Annotated in this window: 35 protein-coding genes and 1 tRNA gene; 22 read left to right on the top strand and 14 right to left on the bottom strand. The window is 50.4% G+C overall.

Annotation, left to right across the window (positions count from 1 at the left end):
• Positions 1-56: 56 nt before the first annotated feature.
• Positions 57-914, bottom strand: a complete 858-nt coding sequence (locus DBQ51_RS03205; protein ID WP_107630767.1) for an NAD(P)/FAD-dependent oxidoreductase — start codon at positions 912-914, stop codon at positions 57-59.
• 15 nt (positions 915-929) lie between these two features.
• A complete protein-coding gene (locus DBQ51_RS03200; RefSeq protein ID WP_107630766.1) occupies positions 930-1,775 on the bottom strand; it encodes an aminotransferase class IV in 846 nt (281 codons plus the stop codon).
• A gap of 108 nt (positions 1,776-1,883) precedes the next feature.
• Here DBQ51_RS03200 and DBQ51_RS03195 point away from each other — a divergent pair, with 108 nt between their 5' ends.
• Both DBQ51_RS03195 and DBQ51_RS03190 read left to right on the top strand, forming a co-directional pair.
• On the top strand, positions 1,884-2,468 hold the full coding sequence (locus tag DBQ51_RS03195; RefSeq protein WP_054328233.1) for an epoxyqueuosine reductase QueH: 585 nt from the start codon (positions 1,884-1,886) through the stop codon (positions 2,466-2,468).
• Between the two features lie 14 nt (positions 2,469-2,482).
• Positions 2,483-2,559 (top strand) — tRNA-Arg (locus tag DBQ51_RS03190).
• A 140-nt stretch (positions 2,560-2,699) separates the two neighbouring features.
• Here DBQ51_RS03190 and DBQ51_RS03185 read toward each other — a convergent pair.
• Both DBQ51_RS03185 and DBQ51_RS03180 read right to left on the bottom strand, forming a co-directional pair.
• Positions 2,700-4,079: a tyrosine-type recombinase/integrase gene (locus DBQ51_RS03185; RefSeq protein WP_107630765.1), complete on the bottom strand. Its 1,380-nt coding sequence runs from the start codon at positions 4,077-4,079 to the stop codon at positions 2,700-2,702.
• A 16-nt stretch (positions 4,080-4,095) separates the two neighbouring features.
• A complete protein-coding gene (locus DBQ51_RS03180; RefSeq protein ID WP_107630764.1) occupies positions 4,096-4,650 on the bottom strand; it encodes a helix-turn-helix domain-containing protein in 555 nt (184 codons plus the stop codon).
• Positions 4,651-4,796: 146 nt separating this feature from the next.
• Between DBQ51_RS03180 and DBQ51_RS03175 the strand changes: the two genes are divergently transcribed.
• From DBQ51_RS03175 to DBQ51_RS03150, 8 genes are all read left to right on the top strand, one after another.
• Positions 4,797-4,994: a hypothetical protein gene (locus DBQ51_RS03175; protein WP_107630763.1), complete on the top strand. Its 198-nt coding sequence runs from the start codon at positions 4,797-4,799 to the stop codon at positions 4,992-4,994.
• Positions 4,991-5,245, top strand: a complete 255-nt coding sequence (locus DBQ51_RS03170) for a helix-turn-helix domain-containing protein (protein WP_107630762.1) — start codon at positions 4,991-4,993, stop codon at positions 5,243-5,245. Before DBQ51_RS03175 ends, DBQ51_RS03170 begins: the two co-directional genes overlap by 4 nt.
• 14 nt (positions 5,246-5,259) lie before the next feature.
• Positions 5,260-5,958: a DUF6291 domain-containing protein gene (locus DBQ51_RS03165; RefSeq protein WP_277997738.1), complete on the top strand. Its 699-nt coding sequence runs from the start codon at positions 5,260-5,262 to the stop codon at positions 5,956-5,958.
• Positions 5,948-7,243 (top strand): replicative DNA helicase, encoded by a 1,296-nt coding sequence (locus DBQ51_RS03160; RefSeq protein WP_159068058.1) that lies wholly within the window; start codon positions 5,948-5,950, stop codon positions 7,241-7,243. Before DBQ51_RS03165 ends, DBQ51_RS03160 begins: the two co-directional genes overlap by 11 nt.
• On the top strand, positions 7,213-7,389 hold the full coding sequence (locus DBQ51_RS16440) for a hypothetical protein (RefSeq protein WP_159068057.1): 177 nt from the start codon (positions 7,213-7,215) through the stop codon (positions 7,387-7,389). The genes DBQ51_RS03160 and DBQ51_RS16440 overlap by 31 nt, the downstream gene beginning before the upstream one ends.
• A gap of 146 nt (positions 7,390-7,535) precedes the next feature.
• Entirely contained in the window at positions 7,536-7,700 is a 165-nt protein-coding gene (locus DBQ51_RS16435) for a hypothetical protein (RefSeq protein WP_159068056.1), read from the top strand.
• Positions 7,701-7,860: 160 nt separating this feature from the next.
• Positions 7,861-8,415 carry a hypothetical protein gene (locus DBQ51_RS03155; protein ID WP_107630759.1) on the top strand — a complete coding sequence of 185 codons (555 nt, stop codon included), beginning with the start codon at positions 7,861-7,863 and terminating at the stop codon, positions 8,413-8,415.
• Positions 8,416-8,557: 142 nt separating this feature from the next.
• The gene (locus DBQ51_RS03150; protein ID WP_107630758.1) at positions 8,558-9,295 is read left to right on the top strand and encodes a sigma-70 family RNA polymerase sigma factor; all 738 of its coding nucleotides are present in this window, start codon (positions 8,558-8,560) and stop codon (positions 9,293-9,295) included.
• A gap of 272 nt (positions 9,296-9,567) precedes the next feature.
• Here the strand turns inward: DBQ51_RS03150 and DBQ51_RS03145 are convergent, their stop codons facing one another.
• The 5 genes from DBQ51_RS03145 to DBQ51_RS03130 all read right to left on the bottom strand — a co-directional run bounded on the left by DBQ51_RS03145 (position 9,568) and on the right by DBQ51_RS03130 (position 12,087).
• Positions 9,568-9,915: a hypothetical protein gene (locus DBQ51_RS03145; RefSeq protein WP_107630757.1), complete on the bottom strand. Its 348-nt coding sequence runs from the start codon at positions 9,913-9,915 to the stop codon at positions 9,568-9,570.
• 173 nt (positions 9,916-10,088) lie between these two features.
• Positions 10,089-10,247, bottom strand: coding sequence for a hypothetical protein (locus tag DBQ51_RS16430; RefSeq protein WP_159068055.1), 159 nt, complete (start codon positions 10,245-10,247; stop codon positions 10,089-10,091).
• Positions 10,244-11,023: an ATPase domain-containing protein gene (locus DBQ51_RS03140; protein ID WP_159068054.1), complete on the bottom strand. Its 780-nt coding sequence runs from the start codon at positions 11,021-11,023 to the stop codon at positions 10,244-10,246. Before DBQ51_RS03140 ends, DBQ51_RS16430 begins: the two co-directional genes overlap by 4 nt.
• Before the next feature lie 19 nt (positions 11,024-11,042).
• Complete coding sequence (locus tag DBQ51_RS16425; protein WP_159068053.1) at positions 11,043-11,285, bottom strand: DNA-binding protein; 243 nt, start codon at positions 11,283-11,285, stop codon at positions 11,043-11,045.
• 514 nt (positions 11,286-11,799) lie between these two features.
• The gene (locus DBQ51_RS03130) at positions 11,800-12,087 is read right to left on the bottom strand and encodes a hypothetical protein (RefSeq protein ID WP_107630754.1); all 288 of its coding nucleotides are present in this window, start codon (positions 12,085-12,087) and stop codon (positions 11,800-11,802) included.
• Between the two features lie 225 nt (positions 12,088-12,312).
• Here DBQ51_RS03130 and DBQ51_RS03125 point away from each other — a divergent pair, with 225 nt between their 5' ends.
• On the top strand, positions 12,313-12,516 hold the full coding sequence (locus tag DBQ51_RS03125) for a helix-turn-helix domain-containing protein (RefSeq protein ID WP_107630753.1): 204 nt from the start codon (positions 12,313-12,315) through the stop codon (positions 12,514-12,516).
• A 285-nt stretch (positions 12,517-12,801) separates the two neighbouring features.
• Here the strand turns inward: DBQ51_RS03125 and DBQ51_RS16420 are convergent, their stop codons facing one another.
• Both DBQ51_RS16420 and DBQ51_RS03120 read right to left on the bottom strand, forming a co-directional pair.
• Positions 12,802-13,239 (bottom strand): hypothetical protein, encoded by a 438-nt coding sequence (locus DBQ51_RS16420; protein ID WP_159068052.1) that lies wholly within the window; start codon positions 13,237-13,239, stop codon positions 12,802-12,804.
• A 72-nt stretch (positions 13,240-13,311) separates the two neighbouring features.
• Positions 13,312-13,509: a hypothetical protein gene (locus DBQ51_RS03120; RefSeq protein ID WP_159068051.1), complete on the bottom strand. Its 198-nt coding sequence runs from the start codon at positions 13,507-13,509 to the stop codon at positions 13,312-13,314.
• A 223-nt stretch (positions 13,510-13,732) separates the two neighbouring features.
• Here DBQ51_RS03120 and DBQ51_RS03115 point away from each other — a divergent pair, with 223 nt between their 5' ends.
• Together DBQ51_RS03115 and DBQ51_RS03110 are read left to right on the top strand one after the other, a co-directional pair.
• Positions 13,733-13,942, top strand: coding sequence for a type II toxin-antitoxin system HicB family antitoxin (locus DBQ51_RS03115; protein ID WP_107630751.1), 210 nt, complete (start codon positions 13,733-13,735; stop codon positions 13,940-13,942).
• Positions 13,939-14,322, top strand: coding sequence for a hypothetical protein (locus DBQ51_RS03110; RefSeq protein ID WP_107630750.1), 384 nt, complete (start codon positions 13,939-13,941; stop codon positions 14,320-14,322). The genes DBQ51_RS03115 and DBQ51_RS03110 overlap by 4 nt, the downstream gene beginning before the upstream one ends.
• Before the next feature lie 324 nt (positions 14,323-14,646).
• On the opposite strand, the gene DBQ51_RS03105 is transcribed toward DBQ51_RS03110, so the two are convergent.
• Positions 14,647-15,000, bottom strand: a complete 354-nt coding sequence (locus DBQ51_RS03105) for a helix-turn-helix domain-containing protein (RefSeq protein WP_107630749.1) — start codon at positions 14,998-15,000, stop codon at positions 14,647-14,649.
• A 429-nt stretch (positions 15,001-15,429) separates the two neighbouring features.
• Between DBQ51_RS03105 and DBQ51_RS03100 the strand changes: the two genes are divergently transcribed.
• The 9 genes from DBQ51_RS03100 to DBQ51_RS03060 all read left to right on the top strand — a co-directional run bounded on the left by DBQ51_RS03100 (position 15,430) and on the right by DBQ51_RS03060 (position 23,132).
• A complete protein-coding gene (locus DBQ51_RS03100; protein WP_107630748.1) occupies positions 15,430-16,065 on the top strand; it encodes a recombinase family protein in 636 nt (211 codons plus the stop codon).
• Positions 16,066-16,136: 71 nt separating this feature from the next.
• On the top strand, positions 16,137-16,712 hold the full coding sequence (locus tag DBQ51_RS03095) for a KilA-N domain-containing protein (RefSeq protein ID WP_107630747.1): 576 nt from the start codon (positions 16,137-16,139) through the stop codon (positions 16,710-16,712).
• A gap of 330 nt (positions 16,713-17,042) precedes the next feature.
• Entirely contained in the window at positions 17,043-19,580 is a 2,538-nt protein-coding gene (locus tag DBQ51_RS03090; RefSeq protein WP_107630746.1) for a DEAD/DEAH box helicase, read from the top strand.
• A 473-nt stretch (positions 19,581-20,053) separates the two neighbouring features.
• Positions 20,054-20,365: a cyclic nucleotide-binding domain-containing protein gene (locus DBQ51_RS03085; RefSeq protein WP_107630745.1), complete on the top strand. Its 312-nt coding sequence runs from the start codon at positions 20,054-20,056 to the stop codon at positions 20,363-20,365.
• A 90-nt stretch (positions 20,366-20,455) separates the two neighbouring features.
• Positions 20,456-20,848: a hypothetical protein gene (locus DBQ51_RS03080; RefSeq protein WP_107630744.1), complete on the top strand. Its 393-nt coding sequence runs from the start codon at positions 20,456-20,458 to the stop codon at positions 20,846-20,848.
• 252 nt (positions 20,849-21,100) lie between these two features.
• On the top strand, positions 21,101-21,394 hold the full coding sequence (locus tag DBQ51_RS16415; protein WP_147574502.1) for a hypothetical protein: 294 nt from the start codon (positions 21,101-21,103) through the stop codon (positions 21,392-21,394).
• A gap of 31 nt (positions 21,395-21,425) precedes the next feature.
• On the top strand, positions 21,426-21,983 hold the full coding sequence (locus DBQ51_RS03075; protein WP_159068050.1) for a hypothetical protein: 558 nt from the start codon (positions 21,426-21,428) through the stop codon (positions 21,981-21,983).
• A 300-nt stretch (positions 21,984-22,283) separates the two neighbouring features.
• A complete protein-coding gene (locus DBQ51_RS03065; protein WP_107630742.1) occupies positions 22,284-22,544 on the top strand; it encodes a hypothetical protein in 261 nt (86 codons plus the stop codon).
• A 153-nt stretch (positions 22,545-22,697) separates the two neighbouring features.
• On the top strand, positions 22,698-23,132 hold the full coding sequence (locus tag DBQ51_RS03060) for a hypothetical protein (protein WP_107630741.1): 435 nt from the start codon (positions 22,698-22,700) through the stop codon (positions 23,130-23,132).
• Between the two features lie 418 nt (positions 23,133-23,550).
• Here the strand turns inward: DBQ51_RS03060 and DBQ51_RS17660 are convergent, their stop codons facing one another.
• Complete coding sequence (locus tag DBQ51_RS17660; protein ID WP_456236518.1) at positions 23,551-23,883, bottom strand: DUF1847 domain-containing protein; 333 nt, start codon at positions 23,881-23,883, stop codon at positions 23,551-23,553.
• A gap of 59 nt (positions 23,884-23,942) precedes the next feature.
• A complete protein-coding gene (locus tag DBQ51_RS17655) occupies positions 23,943-24,197 on the bottom strand; it encodes a DUF1847 domain-containing protein (protein WP_442908797.1) in 255 nt (84 codons plus the stop codon).
• Positions 24,198-24,268 lie beyond the last annotated feature (71 nt).

Here is a 24,268-nt window from a genome sequence, read left to right as displayed (position 1 = left end):
AACAGCGTTTGTCAATGAAAAATCCCCCGCCGGCAGGCGGGGGAGATTAAACAGCATTATTTGCGGAGGAATTTGACCGCGCTCATAGCGGCCTGCGCTCCGTCCGATACGGCCTTGGAGACCTGTAGTAGCCCTCCCGTGCAGTCTCCGGCCGCAAACAGGCCGGGGACTGCGGTTGCCATGCCGATATCGGTCTGGATGCGGCCGTTTTCAAGCTGAGCGCCCAGCTTGCGGGCAAAATCCGCGCTGCCTGCCGTGCCGTAGGCGATGAACACACCGTCCACCGGCAACGGTTCGCCGCTTTCAAAGACGACCTGCGTCACCCGATCGGTACCTTCGACCGCCGTGACCAGACGGGTATCGACCGACAGGCCGGCGGGGACAGCCGCCTGCAACGCGCCGCCCGCTGTCAGCAGCGTAACAGAGGACGCGACCGGCAGCAGGGTGCGAGTCTCCTCCAGTGCATACTCTCCCTGCCCCAGCACAGCGACCGGCTTGCCGCGGTAAAAGAAAGCGTCGCATACCGCACAATAGCTGACGCCGCGCCCCTCAAATTTCAGTACGCCCGGGATTGGGGGGACCGCGCGCGGCGCGCCCGTTGCCAGAATAACCGCGTCCGCAGGGAACGCGCCGCCTGTGGATTTGACAGAAAAGCCGACTTCCGCGTATTCGATACCGGTGACCTCGGCTTCGGTAAGGGTCACGCCCAGACGGGCGGCCTGGGCGCGGCCGCGCGCCAGTAGGTCGGGACCCGAAAGCGGCTCGACAAAGCCGAAATAGTTCTCGATTTTTTCCGTCCTGCCCAGCGCGCCGCCATCCTTATACAGTACGGTGGTTGGAATATTAGCACGCGCGGCATAGATTGCGGCACTCAGTCCGGCCGGCCCGCCGCCGATAATGAGGATAGATGGCATAACGGCTCCTTTCGTTTATCCGGCGGTTTGCGCGTCGAACCACTCTTGATAAGCGGTTTGCAGCCTGTCCAGCCGGTCGGCGTCGTGGCCGCCGACCGGCCGCCCGTCAATCTCGCTGACCGCAATACAGTGCGAGCCAGTAGACAGGATCATGATTTCATCTGCCTGTAGCAATTCATCGACCGTGAACGGCGCGATGCGCGACGGAATGCCGAGCTTACCGCACAGCTCGAGGAAGTGCTTGCGTGTAATGCTGGGCAGGATCAGCTCGTCCGCTGGCGGGGTACAGAACACACCGTCCTTAAGCATCGCAAGGCCGGAATGGGCGCCCTCGGTCACGCGTTCGCCCCGATGGAATACGACCTCGTCGCAGCCGGCCTCGGCTGCCCGCTGCATGGCCATGCAGTTGGGGATGAGGTTGAGCGTTTTGATGTTACAGTGCAGGAAGCGGGTGTCCTCAACCGTAATCAGCTTGTAGGGCCTGTCCTGCCTGTCGAGGCTGCACGCCTCGGAAAAAGCCATCAGGGTGGATTTTGCACCCTTGGGGAACGCGTGCATGCGGTGTGCCGCCGCGCGGGTGGACTGCCAGTAGAGCATATGCGGCGCGTCCGAATCCAGACGGGCGACAAGGTCGTTCAGCACGGCGGCGAGTGCGTCCCGCTCCATTGGCGGATCGATACGGAGCAGCGCCAGGCTGTTATAAAAGCGGTCAAGATGGTCCGCGAGCGCGAATATTTTTTTGTTCCGCACCATAGCGGCGTCGTAAACACCGTCGCCAAAGTAAAGGCCGCGGTCGGTGATCGGTGCGCGGATCTCGTCGATGCGGCCGATCGCGCCATTGTAGTAGGCAATATCTTTCATAAGGGGAAGCCTCCTTTCTCTCTGTGATTCCAGTATAACGGCTTTGGACGGGCTTTGCAAGAGCGGCCGGAATATGATAGAATAACAAAACAGAGGGAGGGATAGCACATGAAAACGCTGCTGCACATCTGTTGCGCGCCCTGCTCGATCGCCTGCATCGATACGCTGCGGCAGGAGGGCATCGAGCCGGTGGGATTTTGGTACAACCCGAATATCCATCCGTTTACGGAATATAAGATGCGCAAGAATACGCTGGTCGAGTATGCGAAAAGCATTGACCTCAAGCTGGAGATCGAAAATGAATACGGCCTGCGGCGGTTTATTGAGGGGGTGTACCCCAATTTTGACAACCGCTGCACATTCTGCTATACTCTGCGGTTTGAAGAAACCGCACGCTATGCGGCGGAGCATGGGTTTGACCAGTTCACGTCCACGCTGTTCGTCAGCCCGTACCAGAACCATGCGCTCATGCGCGAGGCGGCCGAACGGGCGGCGGAAAAATACGGCGTGCAGTACCTGCACAGGGACTTTTCGCCCCGCTTCCGCGAGGGGCAGGACAGGGCGCGTGAACTGGGCCTGTACATGCAGAAATACTGCGGCTGCATCTTCTCGGAAGAAGACCGCTATAAAAAGAAGCCGAAAAAGAAAAAGCCGGAAGTGGATGCTTTACAAACTGCGGAAAAGCTGGTATAATACTTTTTGTACCCGCGCCCGTAGCTCAGCTGGATAGAGCGTTGGACTCCGACTCCAAAGGCCGTGCGTTCGAATCGCATCGGGCGTACCAAAGAAAAACCGTTTATTCGCAAGAATAGGCGGTTTTTTGCATTTTACGAGTAGCTTATACCGAAAACAAAAGCGCATTGGTGTTTATTTGGTGTTTATCATACCTGAAATCAGGTGTTCCCGTTGGTGAGAACACTTTTTTTATGCCTGCTTCCTGACGGGGTGAAGAATGTCCTGCAAGGCTTCGGCAGCCGCTTCATCGGCTGACCGTATCGCATGTGCATAAATCTTGCTGGTGGTGGTCGTGTTGGCGTGACCCAGCCGAGCGGCAACCGTTGTCAAATTTGTTCCTGCTGCAATAAGCAGTGTCGCGTTAGTATGCCGCAGTGAGTGAATGTGAATAGGCGGCAAACCGTTCTTTGTAACAAACTTGTGAAACCATGCTGTGATAACATCCGGGCGAATGGGTGCGCCATTCCACGCGGTAAACAGGCGGTCGCTGTTCTGCCATTGATCGCCCAGCCGCAGTCGCTCTTTTGCTTGTTCCGCACGCCAGATGCGCAGCATAGCTATCACATCATCAGAAACTTTCATGCAGCGCTCAGAGGTCTCGTTTTTGGTTTCGTCCTCGAATACACCCTTGCCGGATAGGTACAAGGACGAACGCCGCACGGAAATAACCGCCCGCTCGAAGTCTATGTCCTTCCATTCCAGCCCGCACAGCTCGCCACGCCGCATTCCGGTAAAAAGCAGCAGCTTAACAATGACTTGATGCTGAACGCTTTCATTCTCTAAGGCGTGTAGGAGTTGTGTTGCCTGCTCTTCATCCAGATAGACCGCTTCTTTTCGTTTGTTCTTGGGTAGTACAACACGGCTGCACGGATTGGAAAAGATCAGCTGCCACTTAACCGCAGTAGACAGCATGGAGGAAATTAGCCTATGGTGGTGCAGAATGGTACTTACTGAAAGTGTGTCCTTGCCCTCTGATGGACGAAATATGTCATCGAGCGGGCGCTGCAAGGTACGCGCGATTTTGTATGCGCTGGTATCGCTTATATTATCGCCGCGAGTTATGCTGTCCAGCACATAAACAGAGACGTTAGCTTGTTTGGCGAACTCCCGTTTGGTCATGCCGTGCCTTTTGAGCAACTCTTTGAAATCGACGGCGCTTTGATACCGTGTATCTTCCCTCACGCCGTTTTCTGCAAGATTATTATAGAACTGCATGAGATGATGCGGCCGTATCTTATCGAGTCGGATGTGCCCTATCGCCGCATTTATGCGTGGCATAAGCAGATGATAGCGAGCAACCGTGGTCGGCCGGAGCTGCTTTTCCGCATAGTCCTTGAACCACTTTTCGGCAAAGTCGGCAAACCGAATGCTGCCGTCCAACACCTGACCGGTACGGCATTTTTCCTCGAACAGCACGGCCTGCCGGTTAGCCTCTTTCTGGATCTGCTTTGCGGTCATGCCATCGGGCGGCATCCATGTCATAGTGCGGCGGAGCTGCTTGCCGTTCAGGTCGTACCCACAGGATACTGTGATCCGGTAGCTGTTGCCGCGTTTTGTGATTGTGGCCATAAAATCACCCCTTCTTTCAATCCGAAAAATTCACAGCATAGTGCTGATTTGGCCGTTTGATCACCTTCGAAGAAGAGATAAGTTTTTTTGCCATGAATTCCGAAAAATTGCATATTTCATCATTGAGCGTATGGATTTGCTCCCAGGTGACTTGATAGCATTTTTCCCCTTTAATGTCCCGAATCCACACAATATCGGGCGAACCATCATCTTCGAGTTCATAGCCTGCATTTATCAAACCCACTTGCTCGTCTTCAGGGATTTCGGTTGTCTCAATTTCGTACCCCAAATAAGACAAAATGTCTTGAAAGCCGACGCGTTTTAGCATTTCGTTGGATAGTGGAGCTCGCAAACGATGTAGATTCGAGCCTTCATTCCAAAGAAACTCACCTACCGTAAGTCCAAGCGCGGCAGCCATACGGGTAATTATTTGCATGGTGGGCTGCCGTTCATTGGTTTCGTATCTTCGCAAACTCATCATAGAAATGCCGCTTTTTTGAGCAAATTCTGCTTGTGTAAGACCGAAAGATTTTCTCATTTTCCGTATCTGCATTCCAAATTGCGGATCCATAATATCACCTCGTGCAATTAGTATATCACATATCGGAACTAAATGGAACAATTATTTTTGAAATTCATCTTGAAAAATGTTCTATATAGTGCTAATATAACTTTGTGACAACTCCAAACGGAACAATTCGAAAGGAGGAAGAATGCATGGTGATCGATGCAGCCAAACTTGATATCGCTTTGGCAAAACGCTGTAAGGCAATGTCGGCATTGAGAGCAGGGGTGTCTCCGCAAACACTGCGAAAGATTCGGCGTGGAGGTGACGTGCGGCCTGATGTGGTCGGAAGGGTGGCACAAATACTTAAAGTTGAAGTAACGGATATTATAAAGGAGGTGCAAGAATGAGCACAGTTCGCATGAGGTTCCCCGCGCAGGCGCTGGAAGAACTGCGCAAGGACGACCCCGCTACGCCGGTCACGCTGAATATGATCCGCACGCTGATCCGCCGGGGTATTATCCCGAGCGTGCAGGTAGGCCGCGGCCGCCTTATCAATTATGATGCGCTGCTGGCCTATCTCGAGCGACCGACAGAAGGAGAACCCAAGCATGAGCAGGTGCACGGTATCCGGCGTGTCGATGAGCGAGCGGGCGTGTGAGGTGGTGAGGACATATCAATCGCAGTTTTGTACTATACACCGAGTATGGAGAGCATATCAAACCTCTAACTATGGAGCAGCGCGGCGCATTGTTCACCGCGATCTTATCACGGGCGGCTGGAGAAGATATTCCAGAACTCGATTCCATAACCGCTATAGCCTTTTCCTTCATTTCTTCCCAGCTTGACCGTGATTTTGCGAAGTGGGAGGACACGCGCGCAAAACGTGTTGCGGCTGGTCGGGAAGGCGGAAAGGCCAGCGGAAAGACGAGGAAGCAAAAGCAAGCAAACGAAGCAAATGCTTCGATTTCGAAGCAAAATGAAGCAAACGTTCAACGCGCGAAGCAAAACGAAGCAAACGAAGCTGTTAATGTAGATGTAAATGGTAATGTAAATGGAGATGTAGATAGTGTGTGTATAGGGCAACCTTCGGTTGCCGAGGACACGCGCTCAAATTTTGTACCGCCAACTGTGGAGGAAGTCGAGGCATACTGCCGGGAACGGAAAAACAATATTTCCCCGCAAAGGTTCATCGACTACTACGAGGCGCGCGGCTGGATGTTGGGGAATACACCAATGGAAAGCTGGAAAGCGGCGATCCGTTCATGGGAGAGCGGGCACACCAGCGGCGAGCCGCCGGGCAAACCTCGAACCCCAAAGCTACGCTTAATAACAGACGAAAACGGGAATGAGGTGTGCGTGTGTGACGACTGATATTTTGAATGCGGAGAATGCCATAATCGGGGCATGCCTGGTTGATGCGTCCTTGTGGCACGTCGTACTGAACAAGCTGCACCGCGACGATCTGTTATGCGAGTGGAACCAAAACGCCTATGAAGCGGCTCGACGGTTGGAATCTGAGAGCAAAACCCCGGACGCGCCGTCGATTGCTGATGCAGGTCTGGATCGTGAATATCTATTTCAACTAATGCAGATTGCTTGCGCTAAAAGTGCGATCGACCAGAATATAGAACTTGTCCGAAAAGAAGCGCGGCGGCGCGAATTGGCCAAAATAGGCAATACGCTGGCCGAAGGGGCGCGCAAGGGCGGTGAACCAGAAGCCCTGATCGAGGAAGCAGAGCAGCAGATACAGGCGATGGACGAGCGGGACAGCGGTCAGCTTTTGAATGGCCTTGATATTGCAGCAGGCTTTTACAGCTTCCGCGATGAAATAAGCGGGAGACTGGTCAAAACCGGCCTTGCATCGGTTGACGACACCTTAGGCGGCGGTATGCTTCCGGGTGGACTCTACATACTGGCGGCGCGACCCGGATGCGGCAAGACTGCTTTAGCCCTGCAGATCGCGGACAATGTTGCGGAGCACGGTGGCGCGGTACTGTTCGTGTCTTTGGAAATGGATGTTTCCCAGCTTCAAGCACGGCGATTATCGAGACGGACAGGAATATCCTCGACCCGGTTATTGCTGGACGAAAATTTATCTGCCGAAGAATGGCAGCAAGTACAGGCCGCAAACGTCGAACTTTCACGCCTGCCGCTATATGCCAACGGAAAGGCTGGCTGCACGGTTCTCGATGTGCGGTCTATGGCGCGCAAGGTCAAAGGGCTGTCGTTGGTCGTGGTCGATTATCTCGGCCTACTGCGGCCTGAACGAAGCCGGTCAAGCCGGTACGAGGAAATCACCGCCATCTCGAACAGCCTGAAAACCCTTGCCCGTTCGCTCAAAGTACCGGTCCTATGCCTTGCGCAACTCAATCGCGCCAGCGAACAGCGAGCAGACAAAAAGCCAGGGCTTGCCGACCTGCGGGACAGCGGCGCGATAGAGCAGGATGCGGACGCGGTCTTGCTGATGCACCGGCCGGATATGTACGACGATGAAGCCGAACGCAGCGACTTGGTTTTTGTGTCTACCCAGATTGCAAAGGATCGGCATGCGGGAACAGCGGCTTTTGAATTGGGATTGCATTTATCAACAGGGCGCTTTGTACCTGTCAGGAAGGGGGTGAGAACATGGACGAGGCGAAATACTGCCCGCTGCTGATGGCCGCTTATGGCAGAACTACGGCCTCGGCAGAGTGTGTCAAAGCGCAATGTGCATGGTATGTGGTGTGTAATTCCGGCCGTTGCGGCTGTGCGATACTCGATATCGCGGAGGGCGTGGCGGAGGGGAGGAGATCGTCCCTATGACCTTCACCGACCTGAAGAAAGCCGCATATCACGGCTGCCCCATCCCTGTCGGCCTGAGCGAGACCGAGCGCCTGCAATACATCGCCGCCCGACGGATCTAGGCGGGGTACCGCTCCGGCGAGATCGACCGGACGGAAGCCGAGCCGATGCTGGGCAAGGTGCAGGAATACCCGCGCCTGATGGCAGCGGACAAGCGGGCGCTGCTGCGGTACATCTTTGCGTTACTGTGTGAGGATGCGGGATATGGAGACAGGGAAGCGCTGGGCTGCTCGAAGCTGGTAGCGCAGGCGATGAAAGCGGCGCAGCACTGATCTACAGCGCGGCCGGTGGGCAACAGTCATAAACTACCATGAAAATTACTGCCGATAACTGAGAAAACCTTGAAAAACCTGAAATCAAAAAACACCATTAGCTTTCAAACGGGGTCATGCCCGTATGAAAATATTACACGATCCAGAAAGGAAAATCGAAATGGAATTTGTAAAAACACTGCGGGATGTCACTATCAGCTACGCCGACAAGGCAGCCGCGAAAGCTGCGGAGATCCGCGCCCTGGACAGCGACCGCAATAACTATGCGCAGAGCACGTACATGGACAAGCGCCGCGTGCTGGTGAAGGAACAAGAGGATATACTGATCGAGGGGCGCCACAGTATCCTTGCTACCGTCGATACATACAAGCAGCAGCTGAAAGAACGATACCAGGCGAAAGGCAGCGCGGTCACCGATGATGCCAAACTGTTTGATGGGCAGATACCGCTTACCCCGGGCGATCTGGAAGCCCTTGTGGACAAGTACACAGAAGCGGACAATATGACTATGCTGCGCATGATCTTCGATTACACGCACAAGAATGATATCCACATTGACCGGGCTTTCTACACGGAGCAAACCCGCGCCCAGACTGCGGACGCACTCGGTGAGACCATGTGCGGTGCGCTGACAAGCGACATGACCGCCGCTCTTGTCAAGAAGGATGACTTCTTCTGGTCGAACATGGTAGCTGATGCCCTGAAAGGCGAGTAAACTCAATAACGAAACGTGATCGAGATAAAGCAAGAGAGCGGCAAGCCCCTGCACGGCCTGCCGCTCTCCCGCTCGATCTTGCTTTGTGGTCTTATTCTACCACGAGCGGGAGGTCATGCGCAATGACAAATGAAGAACTGGCGTGCGTGCCAAGACAGGCGACAGGGACGCGCTGGCGCAGCTATGGGAGCAGAATCGCGGGTTGCTTGCATCCATATTCCGCGAACTGGCACGCAAGGCAGGTGCGAGGATGGCCGCTATGGGCGTGACATGGGAGGACGTGGAACAATCCTTCTTCCTTGCGGTCGCGCTCGCTGTGCGGCTGTACGAGCCGGAACGGGGCGTTCTGTTCGCGTCGTTTCTCAAGTATCCGGTCAGGCAGGTTTTCTTTGATATGGTCGGCTGGCGCACGGAGCGGCAGAAGCACGACCCGCTCGGGCAAAGCGTCAGCCTTGACGAGCCTGTACGCGGCGAGGATGGAAGCGAGACTGCCCGCGGCGAGCTTGTACCAGACCCAACGGACGCTTACGAGGATGCAGAGGAGCAGTTTTATATCGAGCAGCTTCACGCCGCTTTGGACAAGTGCCTTGATGCGCTCGAACAGGAACAGGCCGCAGCGATCCGGTATCGCTATTATGACGGACTGACACTGGCAAAAGCAGGGGACAGACTGGGATGTAATGCCGAGTATGCCCGCAAGCTGGAATACAAGGGCCTGCGCAGGCTGAGAAGCCCACAGAACATCCGCAGGCTGGAACAGTACAGGGAACAGATCGTCAGCGAGGGCGCTTATCACGGTACGGGCTGGGCAGCGTGGAACAGCGGCGGCAGCGTCGAAGAGAGGACAATCATTCGCCTTGAAGGAAAGGGGCTGCTGTGAGGTATCCGGAGATTTTGGAGGCCCTAAAAAGACTTGGGGAAACTTGGAGTTTAGCTATCCCGAGATTTCTTAGCCCCTAAAAAGGGGCAAGGTAAGAGCAAGGTTCGCAAAAGTACAGAGAGTGACCACAAGGTTGGAGTAATTACAGGTAGCCAAAAACCTGATCCCAAAACATGGAACACTGGAGGGGACAGTCATGCAGCCTCGCCTTGAAATGTTGAACAATGTTGACCTGTATATGCAGTATAGGGCGCGCAAGCAGAAAAGGAGCCTTACCCGTGTGGGTTTGGCTCCTTCTCCATCGGCACAATCAGGCGGTATGCGTGTCCGTAGGCTTCGGCGGCGGCGCTGCACCGGTCAAAGCGGCTGTGGTCGTGGGTGTGCATGGCCTCGTAGAACAGTGTGTCCCGCTTGTCCCTGAGCTGCTTTGCGATGTGCTCCAGCCGCGGCGCGGTGATCTGAGCGGTGTTCATGGCGGCGTCATGCAGGGCGACAGCCCATGCGAACCCACCGGCAAAGGCTGATTCCAGTATCTCATCCGAAACGGGATTTCCCGTATCGTTCACCTGTCTGGCCGCCCGTGCCCACAGTATGTACTGTTCGTGTATCCGTTCATCCATTGGCGTGCACCTCCTGTCATAGCCCCAGCACGAGCGCCAGTATCGGGGCGTTGACCGCGAATGCCAGCAGGCAGAAGCCTGCTATGCTTTTCATGATCCGCACAGTATTCCCTCCTTGCAATCGACGGGCGGCTGTGCTATGATACAGGCAAGCCGCCCTTGGGTGGTTATTCTTACAGGCTCTTTTCGTCAACGCTTTGGTCGGTGGATGGCGAAAAGGGCTTTTTGTTTTGCCCGAATAAATCCCGCCACAGGCGCAGCAGGCGCGCCGCTGTGACAAGCAGGTCATCTTCACGGGTGCGTATCCCGCTGAAGGTGGTTTCCTTGCTCATGGTATGAACCCCTTTCCGTAGATCAGGTTTGCGTCTGCCGACCGGTACGGCGCGGCATAGCTGTTCTTTGTTATCTTGAGCCGTACCCGCTGCCCGGCAATCTTCCTGTCATGGTGTACATATTCGATGCGGCGCGCCTCCAGCCGAAGCGCGGCATAGTACCGGAGCGCCCGGCCGCCGGGGGTGGTTTCCATCTGCCCATAGCATGCCCCTACTCGGTCACGTATCTGGTTCAGCAGGATCAGCGTGCAGCCGCTTTTCTGAAGCGAGGGGAACAACCGCGGTAGATGTCGCGCAAGCACCTTGGATAATGGCCTGTTTTCGTGCTCTCCAATGGTGAGGTTGCGACTTCCCCGCGTTAACATAGCCGCCAGCGTGTCGATGATGACCGCGCCGAATGCGGGTGCCGCACAGATACAGGCTTGCAGCGCGTCCTCGATGGTGTCCACGTTGAGCGCGTACAGCATATCAATGCCGTGCAGCATCATGGGGGATAAGCCGTGCTCTGCGTCGATGTAGAGCGACGGGACGCCCTGCTGCTGAAGCTGCCGGACGATCTGAAGGGCGAGCGCAGTTTTGCCGGATCCGTCTGGTCCGTAGATCTCGACGATGCGCCCCTTGGGTATGCCGCCGATCCCCAGTGCCGCGTCCAGCTCGGGCAGACCGGTAGGGATAACGTGCTGGGCTTGGCTGGGGAATGCGCTCAGTGGTCTAAGGGCAGTATTGCCATATTGAAACGTAATATTTCCGATTGCGGTATAAAGTGACTGGTGCATTGGGTGTCTGTTCGTCCTTTCATTCGGGGATACGCCGTATTCCGGCGGTAGTGGGCTGGGGGCCAGTGGGTGCGGCCGCCAGATAATCCAGCAGGTCATCATAATTGAGCAGCTTCCCACGCCCGACCTCGATGCACGGGATAACGCCGCGCCGAATCAGTGAACGGATCAGGTTCAGTGTAACGGGTGTCTGTGGGTCTGCCTGCTTCAGCTCCGCGAGGGCTTGCGCTGGGAAGCGCATGCGGGGAATGTTGGTTGTCATGTGGGGGTGCTCCTTTCTGAATGGTGCTATACGCCTTGTGCCGATGTATAGACGTGTGTTAAGGTGTAACAGGAGGAGGGAGTGTAATTTATCCATTGGTATTGATTAACGTGCTGATGCACGATAAGAAGTCGGTAATCAGCGGGCAGAATTGAGCTTGTTCATTCGCTCCCGCATGGCTGCTCGCTGTTCCTCCGTGTAGTGCTTCTGGATAAAAGGATTTTTACCAAATCGGAATGGATATAGTGGGCAGGTTTGAACTGGACATAGCTTGACCTCGTTTGCCGAATCGCAGCAGCAGTCCAAGCACTTTGCGCGGATGGCCTTAACCGGGTTTTTCTGCATTGTTTTCCTCTTTTCTCTCGACAATGTATCGGGCTTCGCGGCTTATCTTTCATCATGCGCAATCGTTCATTGCTATGCGTGACAATAGAAAAGTCACGACACCTTATCGTGATTTGTACGAAAAAACGGTGCAGAGCCTTGCAGCCCTACACCGTTCTATGTTCTGGAATTATCCTGCCTTGATTTCCAAGCGTGAAACACGCTCTTCCAAGGCTTTCAGCTTGTGCTCAAGCTCCCACTGTTTTTCGTGGTTCAGCTTATAGCCGTCTGCCAGAGCGTCCAAGCGGTCTGTTACGTCGTGCTCGATCTTCATTTCCAGCTTGAGCGTCTGCGCTTCGATCATCTCTGCAACCTGTTCCAAGGTTTGCTGATGCTGCGCCTTAAGCATTTCATCAACCTTGCGGTTCTGTGCATCCAGCATTTCAGCGATTTGCTCTAACAGTTTGCTATCGTCCATACTATCACCGCCTTTCCTGTATTATATCGTTTCTTGCGCTCTATTGCAAGATGTAGGGGGATATTCGGTTGTCAAGGTTCACCCGCTCGGGATTGCCTGTTCCCTTGCGGTGATTATATTGTACATTATCATGCACATATAAATCAATATGAATTGTATACGAAATAATACATATTGCATTTGTTGATTTTGTATATTATAATAGACATAAAGCGAGGTGGTCAGATGCCGATTAAATACGATAAGCTATTTGCTCTGCTGAAAGATCGTGGACTAAGTAGCACATATTGGTTGCGCCAACACGGGGTTTATCCAGCAACCGTAAATAAATTGCGAAAGAACGAGAGAGTAAACACAGATACTATTGACACTATCTGTCGCTTGCTCGACTGCCAGCCGGGCGATATCATGGAGTATGAGGACGAATAAAAGCGCCCCGCCTTGACAAAGACGGAGCGCAGGGATATAATAAAAGCACAAAAGGGGCGTTGCGACAAGCGGTTAGCCCTACAAGTACAGATATCTAAGCAAAAGCCTAAGAACCGTCACTTGCCAGAGTGGCGGTTTCTGCTTTTTACGATAATCGTAACAGTAAATGTTCCGATATGTAACGTAATTCGCATGGCTTCACCCCCTTTCTGGGGATGTAGCTAACCGCCTGCCGTTGTTGCAACGCCACAGTAAGGATAGCATATTCTGTCTAAAAGTGCAATATTAAAGAAGCCGAGGACTAACCCTCGGCTTTACTTGTTCATGCGGGGTATGTTCGCTGTCATGGTGATTGCTCCTTTCTGGTCGTGCAGGGCTTTGGCGGCCTTTATATTTCAGAGGTGAAATTATATGCCGAAGCCCCAATGTGCTTTTTTCTTCTGCGCGCGCAGGGTTCTCAGAAGTAGAACGGGCTTTCTCTAAGGCTGCCCGTTGTGCATCGCTCATAATACGGGTCGGGTTGACCCTTATCCACGCTTTGGGATAGCGGAACGTCAGCCCGCCAGAACCGTTATCCTTTGTAAGCCTTGCATCGGCTGGTCGTTGTTCGCACAGCTCCCGAAGCCTGCGGGATAATCTGGCGTTATAGGTGAATACCTCTGCCGCGTCGTGCTGCTCGTCGAAAACAACGATCGTTTCACGTTCTGATAGGGTTAGTGCCATCTGTATGGCTCCTTTCTGTAAAAAAATAAAGACGGCACCGAATAACCGGTACCGTCTGATATGTATTGGTTGTTATTGCAGAGGCATCTTGACGACCACTGCCACGCGGTCAGCCCATGCAATCAGGGTGTTAACACCGTCGCGGGTGATTTCGTGATCTTCTTTAAGCATGTCTAATTTTTCTTCCATCCTATCAAGCCTTGTGTCGACTTTATCAAGCCTATTGTTGATTTTTTGCAATTCCTGTAAAATCAGTTCCATGTTGTCCATGCGCATCACCTCATGTCTTGATTATAGAGTACCGGTATTCGGTTGTCAAGGTTCAGCAGTAGGGGCGCTCCCCTGAACTGTGATTATATTATAATATATCTGCGCAGATATATTAATTCAAATAATGCACAAATATATCTGTGTAGATATAGCAATATTTTATATATGCACAGATAGATTTTTGTGATATAATTGTGGCATAATGGAGGAGGTGTATCTGTCTATGCCAGCCAGTAAAGCGCAACAGCGGGCGACAAACAAATACATGAAGGCTAATTATGATCGAGTAAACCTGACGCTTCCCAAAGGCCGCAAGGCAGAGCTGCAAGCCCACGCAGCGCAGCGAGGAGAGAGCCTGAACGGTTTTATAGGCCGCGCCATAGATGAGCAGGTCAAGCGGGATAACATGTTAAGAAAAGAGGGTAATTTATGAGAGGGCTTCATACTTTTACAATTACAAAAATTTCAAACCAAGATATTAAATATACGCTTGAGAATGTTGAATTCTTGGGTAATGGTTTGAAGAAATTCTGTGACGCATGTAATAACAGCATAACGGAGGACAATCAACGTTTTTCGATTTGTGCTACTATTTACGGTAGTAGCGTTCCGGAAGATGGCCAATACTCAGCCGAAATGCAGATTTTACTTGGTCAAAACGGAAAGCTTTACTTGTATGAGGCAACTATAAGCAATGCAGATTTCTGCTTTAGGGTTTCCAGAGAAGAAACAGCGAGCACACTTCAGGCAAATATCATTATATACCCGATTCCATCCAATGATTCTGCATGTCAGATGAACAAAGTGGAATAAAAACAAATTAAAAAGCTGCCCGAGATCAGGCAGCTGCTTGACAATCCTGTTCGGGGCGGGTATACTGAGTATAGAAAAGGGCACTGTCGGCAGACGGTCAGCCCTCAGAAATCGTTAGTCGAATGACCGCTGACTTGTCGAGGGTGCAGCGGTCATTTCGCGTATATGGTTAGTATGTAAAGCGTAAACGCTGCGCATACACAAAGCCGAAAGAGCTTTCCCACAATCGCTATCACCCCCTTTCACAAGGGAGTAGCCGACCGCCTGCCGTCTGGTGACAGTGCCTTGAATAGAGTATAACAGGATTCGACATCTTGCGCAAGGCTACTCCTTGGAAACCTGCAAAAGCAAGCGGAGCACAGCGAGCACCCGCCCCTGCTCTGCGAGCGGCAAACGGTCAAAGGCCGGCTGTAAGGCTGCAAGCGGGAATGCGCCAGGTGTGTCCTGCTCCCGCTCGAACAGGCGCGGCATATCCACACCAAGGGCGGCGGCAATCCGCTCCATCGTCAGCAGTGTGGGATTGTGCGTGCCGTTCTCGATGTCGCGGATCTGCCGGTCATCCAGCGCGGCATTGGTCGCCAGCCGGAAGCGGCTCATGCCCTGCTTTTCGCGGTAGCGCCGGACGTTGTGTCCGAATACCTCGGCGGCGGTGGTTTCTCGTTCTTGAACTTGTAGCATGCTGCATTGTCCTTTCGGTCAATGCGCTTTTGCCTTGGTGTTTGTTTGGTGTTTGTGAGCACCAAAACGGCCTCTCGTAGATGTTTCTGGATTGCGCGGTTTATGGCTACAAATCCGCTTAATTTAAGTCTATTTATTCCGGATTTGCGCGACTTGACGAGTATAATACGCACTCCGACTCCAAAGGCCGTGCGTTCGAATCGCATCGGGCGTACCACCAAAGAAACCTGTTTTTGATTTAGGTCAAAAGCGGGTTTCTTTCTATTTCATGGTCGCTATTTTCCTGGAAACCATAAAAGTGAAGGACTATGACAGTCACTGTCTCTCTTTAGCAAGTTTATAATCCACTTATCCTCGACTTCTTCATGATGTCTTAGAGAAAACCTCCATATAAGTAGCATTAAAAATTCTGAGAGGAGCATCTTCGCTATGAGCATCCCATACGGATATTATCTCGCACCAAATGGCCATGTGGCCGTCGATCAGGAAAAAGCAAATATCGTGAGAATGATCTATCAGCAATACCTCTCCGGCATGAGCCTGGGCGGGATTGCTGATTTTCTGTTCAAGAGGAATATTCCGTCCCCTAAGGGCAGGGAATGCTGGACACAGCCAGTTCTCAGCAATCTGCTTTCCAATCAAAAGTACATTGGCTATATCATCAGCTTTGATGATTTCTTTTTGGCTCAGGGAGAGAAAAGCAGACGGAGCAATGTAGATGAGGATACCCATCAGAGAAGGGCAACCCGGTATAACTCGCAGAGTGTACTGAGCGGCCTTTTGGTTTGCGCGGAATGTGGCCGTAACTATCGCCGTATTACCAGACCATCCGGCGAAATCGTCTGGCGCTGTGCCAGTCGAGTGGAGCATGGGAAAAAGTTCTGTCAGCATTCACCTTCCATATCGGAGGACAGGATCAAGGAAGCCCTCTGTGAGAAGTTACAACTGAGTACATTTGACGAAGATGAGATCAAAAATAAGGTCGATGTCATTTTGGCCCAGTCTGATGGCAGCTTACAGATTGAACTGCAATGTGCGGAATATTTCGATATGCTCTCGAATTAAGGCTATTCTTGCAGCAGGCTGTCTGGTATAATATCCCTATCAGCACTTTTACATGGAGAGGGGTGTTTGCCATGACAGACAGGGAGGCGCAGATCGAGGCGCTGTGGATTTATGAGATATCTACGGAAAAAGTTTTGCGGCGGGCAGTAAAAAAAGGATTCATCACCCAGGCAGAGGCGGATGAGTTCTCTGAAAAGCTGTTTGAACAATTGGATACGAAGAAGATCCCGGGCTTTCTCCCATCGCCGCTGGGTGAGAAGATGCGGGCCGATCAGGTCAATGTAAACTCCTATGTCTCTATGACAGAAATCGCAAAGGAGAAGAAGTCCTCCAGTCCCGGATATCTTATACAGAGCTGGATGAGAAGCAACGCCACAATCGAATATTTACGGATATGGGAAAAAATCTATAACCCCAGATTTCAAGAGGCCGCCTGCGATGAGCTGATCCATACGGTCAAGACCACCGGCACCACGTTGACTCCATCCTTGTGGATTAGCACAACGCAGGCGATGGGGATGCGAACAAGTCGCGGTAAGGGCGGCGGGACAACAGCACATCCAGAGATAGCAACAATGTTCCAAGCATGGCTGTTTCCGGAGGTTATGCTGGATTTGATACAATGCTATCGGATGATACAACACTAAAAAGCAGTTGAGTAAGGCACAAACCTAACCTTGTTCTTGAACCCTAAGGTGATTTATTATTGATGCCAAAACTGCGGACCGATAGAACAACGGTAATCGGTATTGTTTCTAAGCAGAGTAAAACCGGAGACGCATTTGTTTATTCGATGATTGCCTGCGAATTTGATTTGTGGATTGCCCCGAAGTTTGAGATGCTATTGATAAAGTTGTCACTGGGCGGGGAAAACTGAGACAACTCTGTTGCGTTCATTTTGATAAAACTAATGTCGGATATAATTACTTTGATGGATGATAGTCCGATTTATATGATTTATATAAGGAGGTTTTTTGATGGCAATCGATTTCAAAAAGAAACTTGCAAGTAGAGCGATAGAACCAAAAACCGATCCCATCGAATTATATGGAACTTTAGACCGAAAGAGTGTCGCCGGCCCCCTCCGCCCTGCACAGGAAGCCGTATTGACCGAGTGGTATAAAAAGCGTCGGGCGGAGAAGGATTTAATCATAAAGTTGCATACTGGCGAAGGGAAAACATTAGTAGGATTATTGATCCTTCAATCTTTACTTAATTCAAAAGAGAGTCCCTGCCTCTATATTTGTCCTAATAAATACCTTGTTAAGCAGGTGTGCTCTGAAGCTGATAAATTTGGCATTCCTTTTTGTACTTTTGATGAAGGTACTGAAATTCCAAATGATTTCCTTTCAGGCTCTAAAGTGCTTATTACACATGTCCAGAAGGTGTTTAACGGGCGATCTGTATTTGGAATAGGCAATAACTATGTAAAGGTAGGTACTGTTCTTTTGGATGACTCACACGCTTGTATAGATACAATCAAAAGTGCCTTTACCATTTCAATAAGTAAAACCGCAAGTCCTGAAATTTACTTCAAAATTCTGACGCTTTTTGAAGATGATATGGTTGAGCAAGGTGAAGGGAGTTGGCTCGACATTCAAACGGGGGACTATAATACCTTTATGGCGGTTCCTTATTGGAACTGGGATAGCAAAAAAACAGAAGTTCTAAAAATTTTATCTACTGCGCAAGAAGACAAACAAATATATTACGCATGGCCACTTATTCGCGATCAGATAAGAAACTACTGCTGCTATATTTCTGGGACTAAAATTGAAATTGCTCCGTATAATGTCAACATTCGTGCTTTTGGATCTTTTTCACGGGCTGCACATAGAGTTTTAATGTCGGCAACGACTCAAGATGATTCCTTTTTTGTAAAAGGGTTGGATTTCAGTTTGGAAGCTGTAAAGAATCCATTACGGAATGCAAACCAAAAGTGGTCGGGAGAAAAAATGTTGATAATTCCATCGCTTGTTGAAGAATCTTGCGATCACGATTTGATTGTCACCGGGTTTTGCAAAATATCCACTTCAAAATTTGGTATGGTAGCATTGGTTCCAAGCACAAAAAATGGGAAGCAATATCAGAATTTAGGAGCGATTACAACTACTGCTGGAAGCATTATTGAAGAACTCGACAAACTGAAAAAAGGAAATTTTTCAAAAATTGTTGTAATCAATAATAGGTATGATGGCATTGATTTGCCCGACGAGAGTTGCAGAATACTTATCATGGATAGTCTCCCGTATTTCGACAGTCTCGCGGATCGTTATGAAGAACAAGCTTGTCCGAACAGCGAGTTAATCAATAAACGAATCGCTCAGAAAATTGAGCAGGGTATAGGTCGAGGCGTCCGTGGTGAAAAAGATTATTGCGCTATTCTAATAATCGGATCCGAATTAGTTCGCTTTATGCGGAGTATTGCAACCAACAAATTTTTCTCGCCACAAACGCGAAAACAAATTGAAATTGGAATTGCCATTGCTGACATGGCAAAAGAGGATTATAACGAAGCGGAAAGTCCTATAAAAGTCGTAATCTCGTTAATAAATCAAATGTTAGCGCGTGATGAAGGGTGGAAAGAGTATTATACTTCTGAAATGGATACAGTCGAAGAAGATGGTATGGAGCTTCCAATATATGATAGACTTCTAAAAGAGCGCCAAGCTGAGCGATTTTTCGGAGATGGTGAGTATGAGAAAGCTGCTTCTTCCATGCAAAAATTGATTGACGAACTTAATATTGATGACACAGAAAAAGGATGGTATTTACAACAATTAGCGAGATATACATATCCGACAAGTGTTGCAAAATCTATCGAAATTCAAAAAAGTGCATTTAAGAATAATCCTCAGCTATTGAAACCGAGTGTAGGAATTGATTACACAAAAATTTCCTATATACATCAAGATCGACTGAACAATGTCAGAGCATATATGCGAAAATTTTCTGACTACAATGAATTGTCTCTGGCAGTCAATGCAACATTAGATAATCTATCTTTTGGCATTGGAGCTGATAAGTTTGAATTGGCATTAAAGGACGTTGGTGAATTACTTGGTTACGTCAGTCAACGTCCAGACAAAGAAATCCGAAAAGGCCCTGATAATCTTTGGTGTGGTTCAAATAATCATTATCTTCTATTTGAATGCAAAAGTGAGGTATCCGAAACCCGCTCAGAAATCTCCAAGCACGAGGCTGGACAAATGAACAACCATTGTGCATGGTTTGAAGAGCAATACGGTCGAAAGGCAGTTGTAGATAGATTTATAATTATTCCGACAAAAACATTGTCTTATGAAGGGGACTTTACACATGAGGTCAGAATAATTCGGCGTGGAAAACTCAAAAATCTAAAGGATCGGATTAAAGGATTTATCAAAGAATTAAAGCCATATTACTTAGATGAAATAACGGATACTACCTTGCAAGAACTTTTAACATTGCATCGTCTGAATGTTGAAGATTTTTCCGAACAGTATTCAGAGGAATACTACCACAAAACAAAATAAGGAAGCGGGAGTATAGCCCTCGGGGTTGCTACTTTTTAGTTATTAGAAAGAATCTCATTCGATGCGGGTTTCCATATGAAGTTTGGGAATCCGATATCTATAAGTGATCCTTTTGGGGTTTCTCTCACTTCGGTCGTTCCACCCTTCGCTATTTCAATGCTCAGTCAGGAAAAGCACTTTCTGCGCAAATTTTGCACCGTAATGAGGCTTCGAATTTATGACGCAAAAGTGCGCTGCCGGCCAGAAGATTGGGTGCCTCCATCGAAAGCGGTGTAGCATCGAAAATATCGATTTTAACCGTCCTTTGCACGAAAAGTCGCTTGTTTAATAAAACAGGCGGCTTTTTTGTTTGCGCACAGCCATGACATAATATTTTTTTCGCCGCTGCTGAGAAATAATTATCTTATAATAATGCTGGCCGAAAATGATTCGATTATAATGATATTGTGAATCAAGCAAAGAGGGATTTGGAAATGACGATCCTGGAATTCCTGAGCGATGCAATGCTTTTGCAGGATGATGAACTGAATCAGCGGCTGCTTCCGCCTGTATATATGCGCCACCTGAAAAAGAGCGAGCTTTTGATCCGTGAAGAGGATATGCAGACCAACGTATATTTCCTCATGAATGGGGTGTTGCGCGGTTATTTCATTGACGGAGAGGGGGTTGATCGATACGGTCAGCAACAAGCATATTGCTACGTTTCTGGGAATGATGCCCGTAACGCTCAGCCGTCTGCGCCGCGAGCTGCAGGAGAACGGGCTGGATGCGGACAGGGCAAGTGACTTACCATCGGATGCCCCCATGTGTGGGGGCATAATTGGTGAAAAAGGAGTAATCAGCCTGATTTTGACCTGCGCCCTGCTGGTTGGCATGTGCTGGTGTGGGCGTTCGCGGCATACCAGCGCGCGCAGCCGGAGATCTGGGACGGCACGGCTGCGGAAAGCTATGCTGGCGGCAGCGGCACAGAAAGCGCTCCTTACCTGATCGCAAACGGCGCGCAGTTGGCAAAATTCGAGCAGGCGGTCAATGACGGTACATTTGGCCTTCGCTATGCGGCGCTGACCAATGATATTTATCTCAATGATACGAGTGAGCGGCAGAGCTGGGATGAAGACACCGCGTCGAAAAACCAATGGACGCCGATCGGCAATGTAACCAATACTTTTCGTGGACAATTGGATGGGAGGGGCTATGCCGTCCGCAGTGTGTACATCAATCTACCGGAGCAGGAAAAAGTCAGGCTTTTGGGGTTATTCGAAAGTTGAATAGAGCTGGACGAATGTACAAAATCTTTCACTGGAAGAATCCCTGATTATCGGAAAGGAAAATGTTGGGGGTATCGCAGGTTATGCAAGGTGGTCAAATAGCGGAAACTATTCAACCATTTCCAATTGCCATAGCGCTGCCGTGCAGGGAGGTGACCGTACAGGCGGAATTATTGGCGGCATGGAAGATAATTGGTGTGAGATTATAATTGATAAAAACTCAAACAGCGGAAAATAACCGGCAATATCCATGTGGGTGGTATCACTGGTTATTGTGATATATTCCGGATAAAAAACTGCTATAATGTTGGCACGATCATCGGTGAACATGATGTTGGCGGGATCATGGGGCTTGCACATAAAAGCGTCAGTGATTGCTGGAATCTGGGTAATGTGCCCGGCCGCACCAAAAGTGTTGGCGGCATTGCCAGTGCGATAACATACCGCCAAGGGGCTGGCAACGACGTGGCAATCGAACGCTACTTCAACGCCGGCAGGCATCGTTGCATCAATCGCTGGATCGGTGCGCCTGAACGGCGTTTATAATGCCGGCACGGTGCAGGGCGAGCCTGTGGCTATGCTGAGCGCAAGCGCCGCGCTGAATTACTCCTGCTATCTGGATGAAACAGGTACAGCGACCGACGCGCAGGCCAGAACCGCCCGCGAGTTGAAAAAGCGGAAGACCGTGCATGAGCTGAACGGCGACGACGATGTTTGGATCCGCGACACTGGCTACTACAACAGCGGCTATCCGTTGATTTCCACGATCGACTACTCAGTTTATGTGCAGTATGTACCCATGACGACGCCGGACCGGCCGATCGGCGCAGCGGAATTCAGCCAGACGGAATATGCCGTGGATATTTCGATGTTCATGCAGATCGATACGAAGGTCGAGCTGACGCAGGCGGATATCGAGTGGTATTCCTCAGATGAAACGGTCGCGCCGCTTGTTCCGGAGCAGCAGAGCTTTCTGGAACTGACCGAGGAAGAACAGGCCGCGCTGGGCTACCGGTATCTGGCCGGAGTCAAAATCGCCTGTGGAAATGCAGGCAGCAGCGTGGTTCCCTGCGCAATTGATAACATCGGCGACCGGTTGCCGCCTTGTCGTCGGGCAGGAAACGCCGGATTTTGAGCTGAGTCTGTGCCGCGCCACGATACAGTTTGCAGAAAAGGAGGATGGAAGCCTCCAGGACCAAACCACATATAGCGACCTGCTCTACAACGATACCCCCCGGTGAAACCCTGCTTCAGCTTCTGGAGGAGGGCGGCTTTGTCGATTCCGCTAAGTGGTGGACAGCGTTGGAAAACTGCCATGAAAAGCTGCACGGGGGACGCATTGACCGATTTTATAGGAAAGAGCTGTGTGACAGCCAGTATCTAGGAGGCCGGCTATCTACTGAATGAGTTCATTTGGAAAGGTATCAAGCTGGTAATGTTGCCGGAACTGGAAACCATCAATGCCGCCTATAAAGGGATGGGGTTTATCGTCAATTTCTTGACGGATAATGATAAGAAAATTGAACAGATGAGCAAGCTGGCGGCTACTGTGATCGTGGAATCGCTGTTAAATCAGGTGTATTCGGACACAAAAAACGAATTCCTGACGGGAATACAGGCGGATGAAGAAGAAAACATCAGGCTTGCCCAAAATTATCTGGCCGCCGTCGATCTGGGATACGGCGCGCTGCTCTAAGATTGTGATGAGGCCATCCGCTATTACGAAATCTGTTGGGATGCACTTTTCGTGGGGGATGAAACGTTTGACAAATTAATCGAGCAGGTGAGCGGGAAAAAGGATGGCTATGCCGCACGCTTTGAGGAACCCCAAACCGGCTAGATCGAATTTTTGAAAGACAATGAGAAGCATCGTGATCTGTATGAGCAATATAAGCGGCTGGAAGAATGGCAGGCCAGAAAGTATACCGCCGCCTGTCCGTTGGCCGTTTATGTATACCAAAACGGCCAACAGGATCCGGTAGCGTGGGTAGAGGATAACCAGCCCGTCTGCGCCGAGGGAAGCATGATCTCGGTTGTTATCGAGGGCGACCAGAAGATCTTTTTGTTCTATGACAATGCACAGTACGGTTTCCGTTATGTCGGAAACGGCGCCGGCAACCTGGATGTGACGATTCAGGAGTTTGATCAGGCGGGGGCGCTCGCACGCACAGTCGCCTATATCGCTTTGCCGCTGTCCGTAGGACAGGCCTACACCTCGAAGGGAACCAAGAGCGAGGGGGGCAACGATCTCTTATACGATGGTGTAGAGGCAAACGGGCGGTGACACGGATCAGACCATACCTCCTGCTGTGGACACCCAGACCGATGCAAGTATCAGGCGGATATCGTGCAGGGCAGCTTCTCGATCGGCAATGAAGAGGGGCGACTGTGCTGTGGATAAATTTATCAGCCAACAAAGCTGCCGGTTCGGGGCGAGGCAGGAGAGGAGAAATGTTTGTGGTACCCCAGTATGGAAGTGCGCTGAACGTAGGAAGTGTTTTAGTGTACTGAAGATTATCTTCCTTAGACCCAACGGCCAAGGGATATAATGCAACATCGCGCCAAGTATAGGTCATATGTCGGCGTTCAATACGCCTGCCGACCAAAAGTGTACGAAGGTTTTCCTTCATAAACAACGGATAAAATAAAAATGGAGAACCGTCTTTACCTGCTGTATAAAACACAGGCAAAGACGGTTTGTTTTATTTGTCCTCGTCGCCTTTCAATAGCCGAGCATAGTAGCAGGATGTACCATACAGAGCAGCGGCAGGATTGTGACCTAAAACACGGTCTTCGGTAATAGCAGTTGTGCAAAACGCATTGGAATATTTGTAGAATAGACTGTCGTGGCCAACACATAAACCAACGACGATATTCAAATCGGTTTGCGCTTTGTTGAGACGTTCCGCCCACATGATAGGGTTACATATAGAAACGCCAACCTCCTCACACTCTTTCGGAATTCCAATGCAGCTTTTGTACGTAGCTCCGACTTTGCAGATAACACCATATACATCAAACCCATGTACATGCAAAATGCGCGCCAAAATACGAGATCCCTCAATTAGACCGTCACAAGTAGCGATCCCCGTTTTTAAGCGCTTATTTTACGGGCTACAGCGATGATTTCCTCAACTCGCGTCAGAAGACGGTATCCCTCGTACTCTACCTCGGCTGAAGCCAAGGAATATTTACTGTTGTCCGGTTCCATATACCGCTCCAGAATACGGTCTAACTCCCCCTCTTCCAGATTGGTCGTCAGACAAAAATCAGGCCAGTGTTTGTCCAGCGTACGGCAGTTCATAATGCCGTAGTCTACACAGCTCGGATTGATTTTCTTACCAGTCACTCCTTTTAAAATTATTATACCGAGGCTCGTTTTCAATGTCATTTTTTTTGCAGTAGAAATGCGAATCTCTG

It is taken from the genome of Agathobaculum massiliense (genome assembly GCF_900291975.1).
Taxonomy (GTDB): Bacteria; Bacillota; Clostridia; order Oscillospirales; family Butyricicoccaceae; genus Agathobaculum; species Agathobaculum ammoniilyticum.
This window is presented reverse-complemented; position numbering and strand designations above follow the sequence as displayed.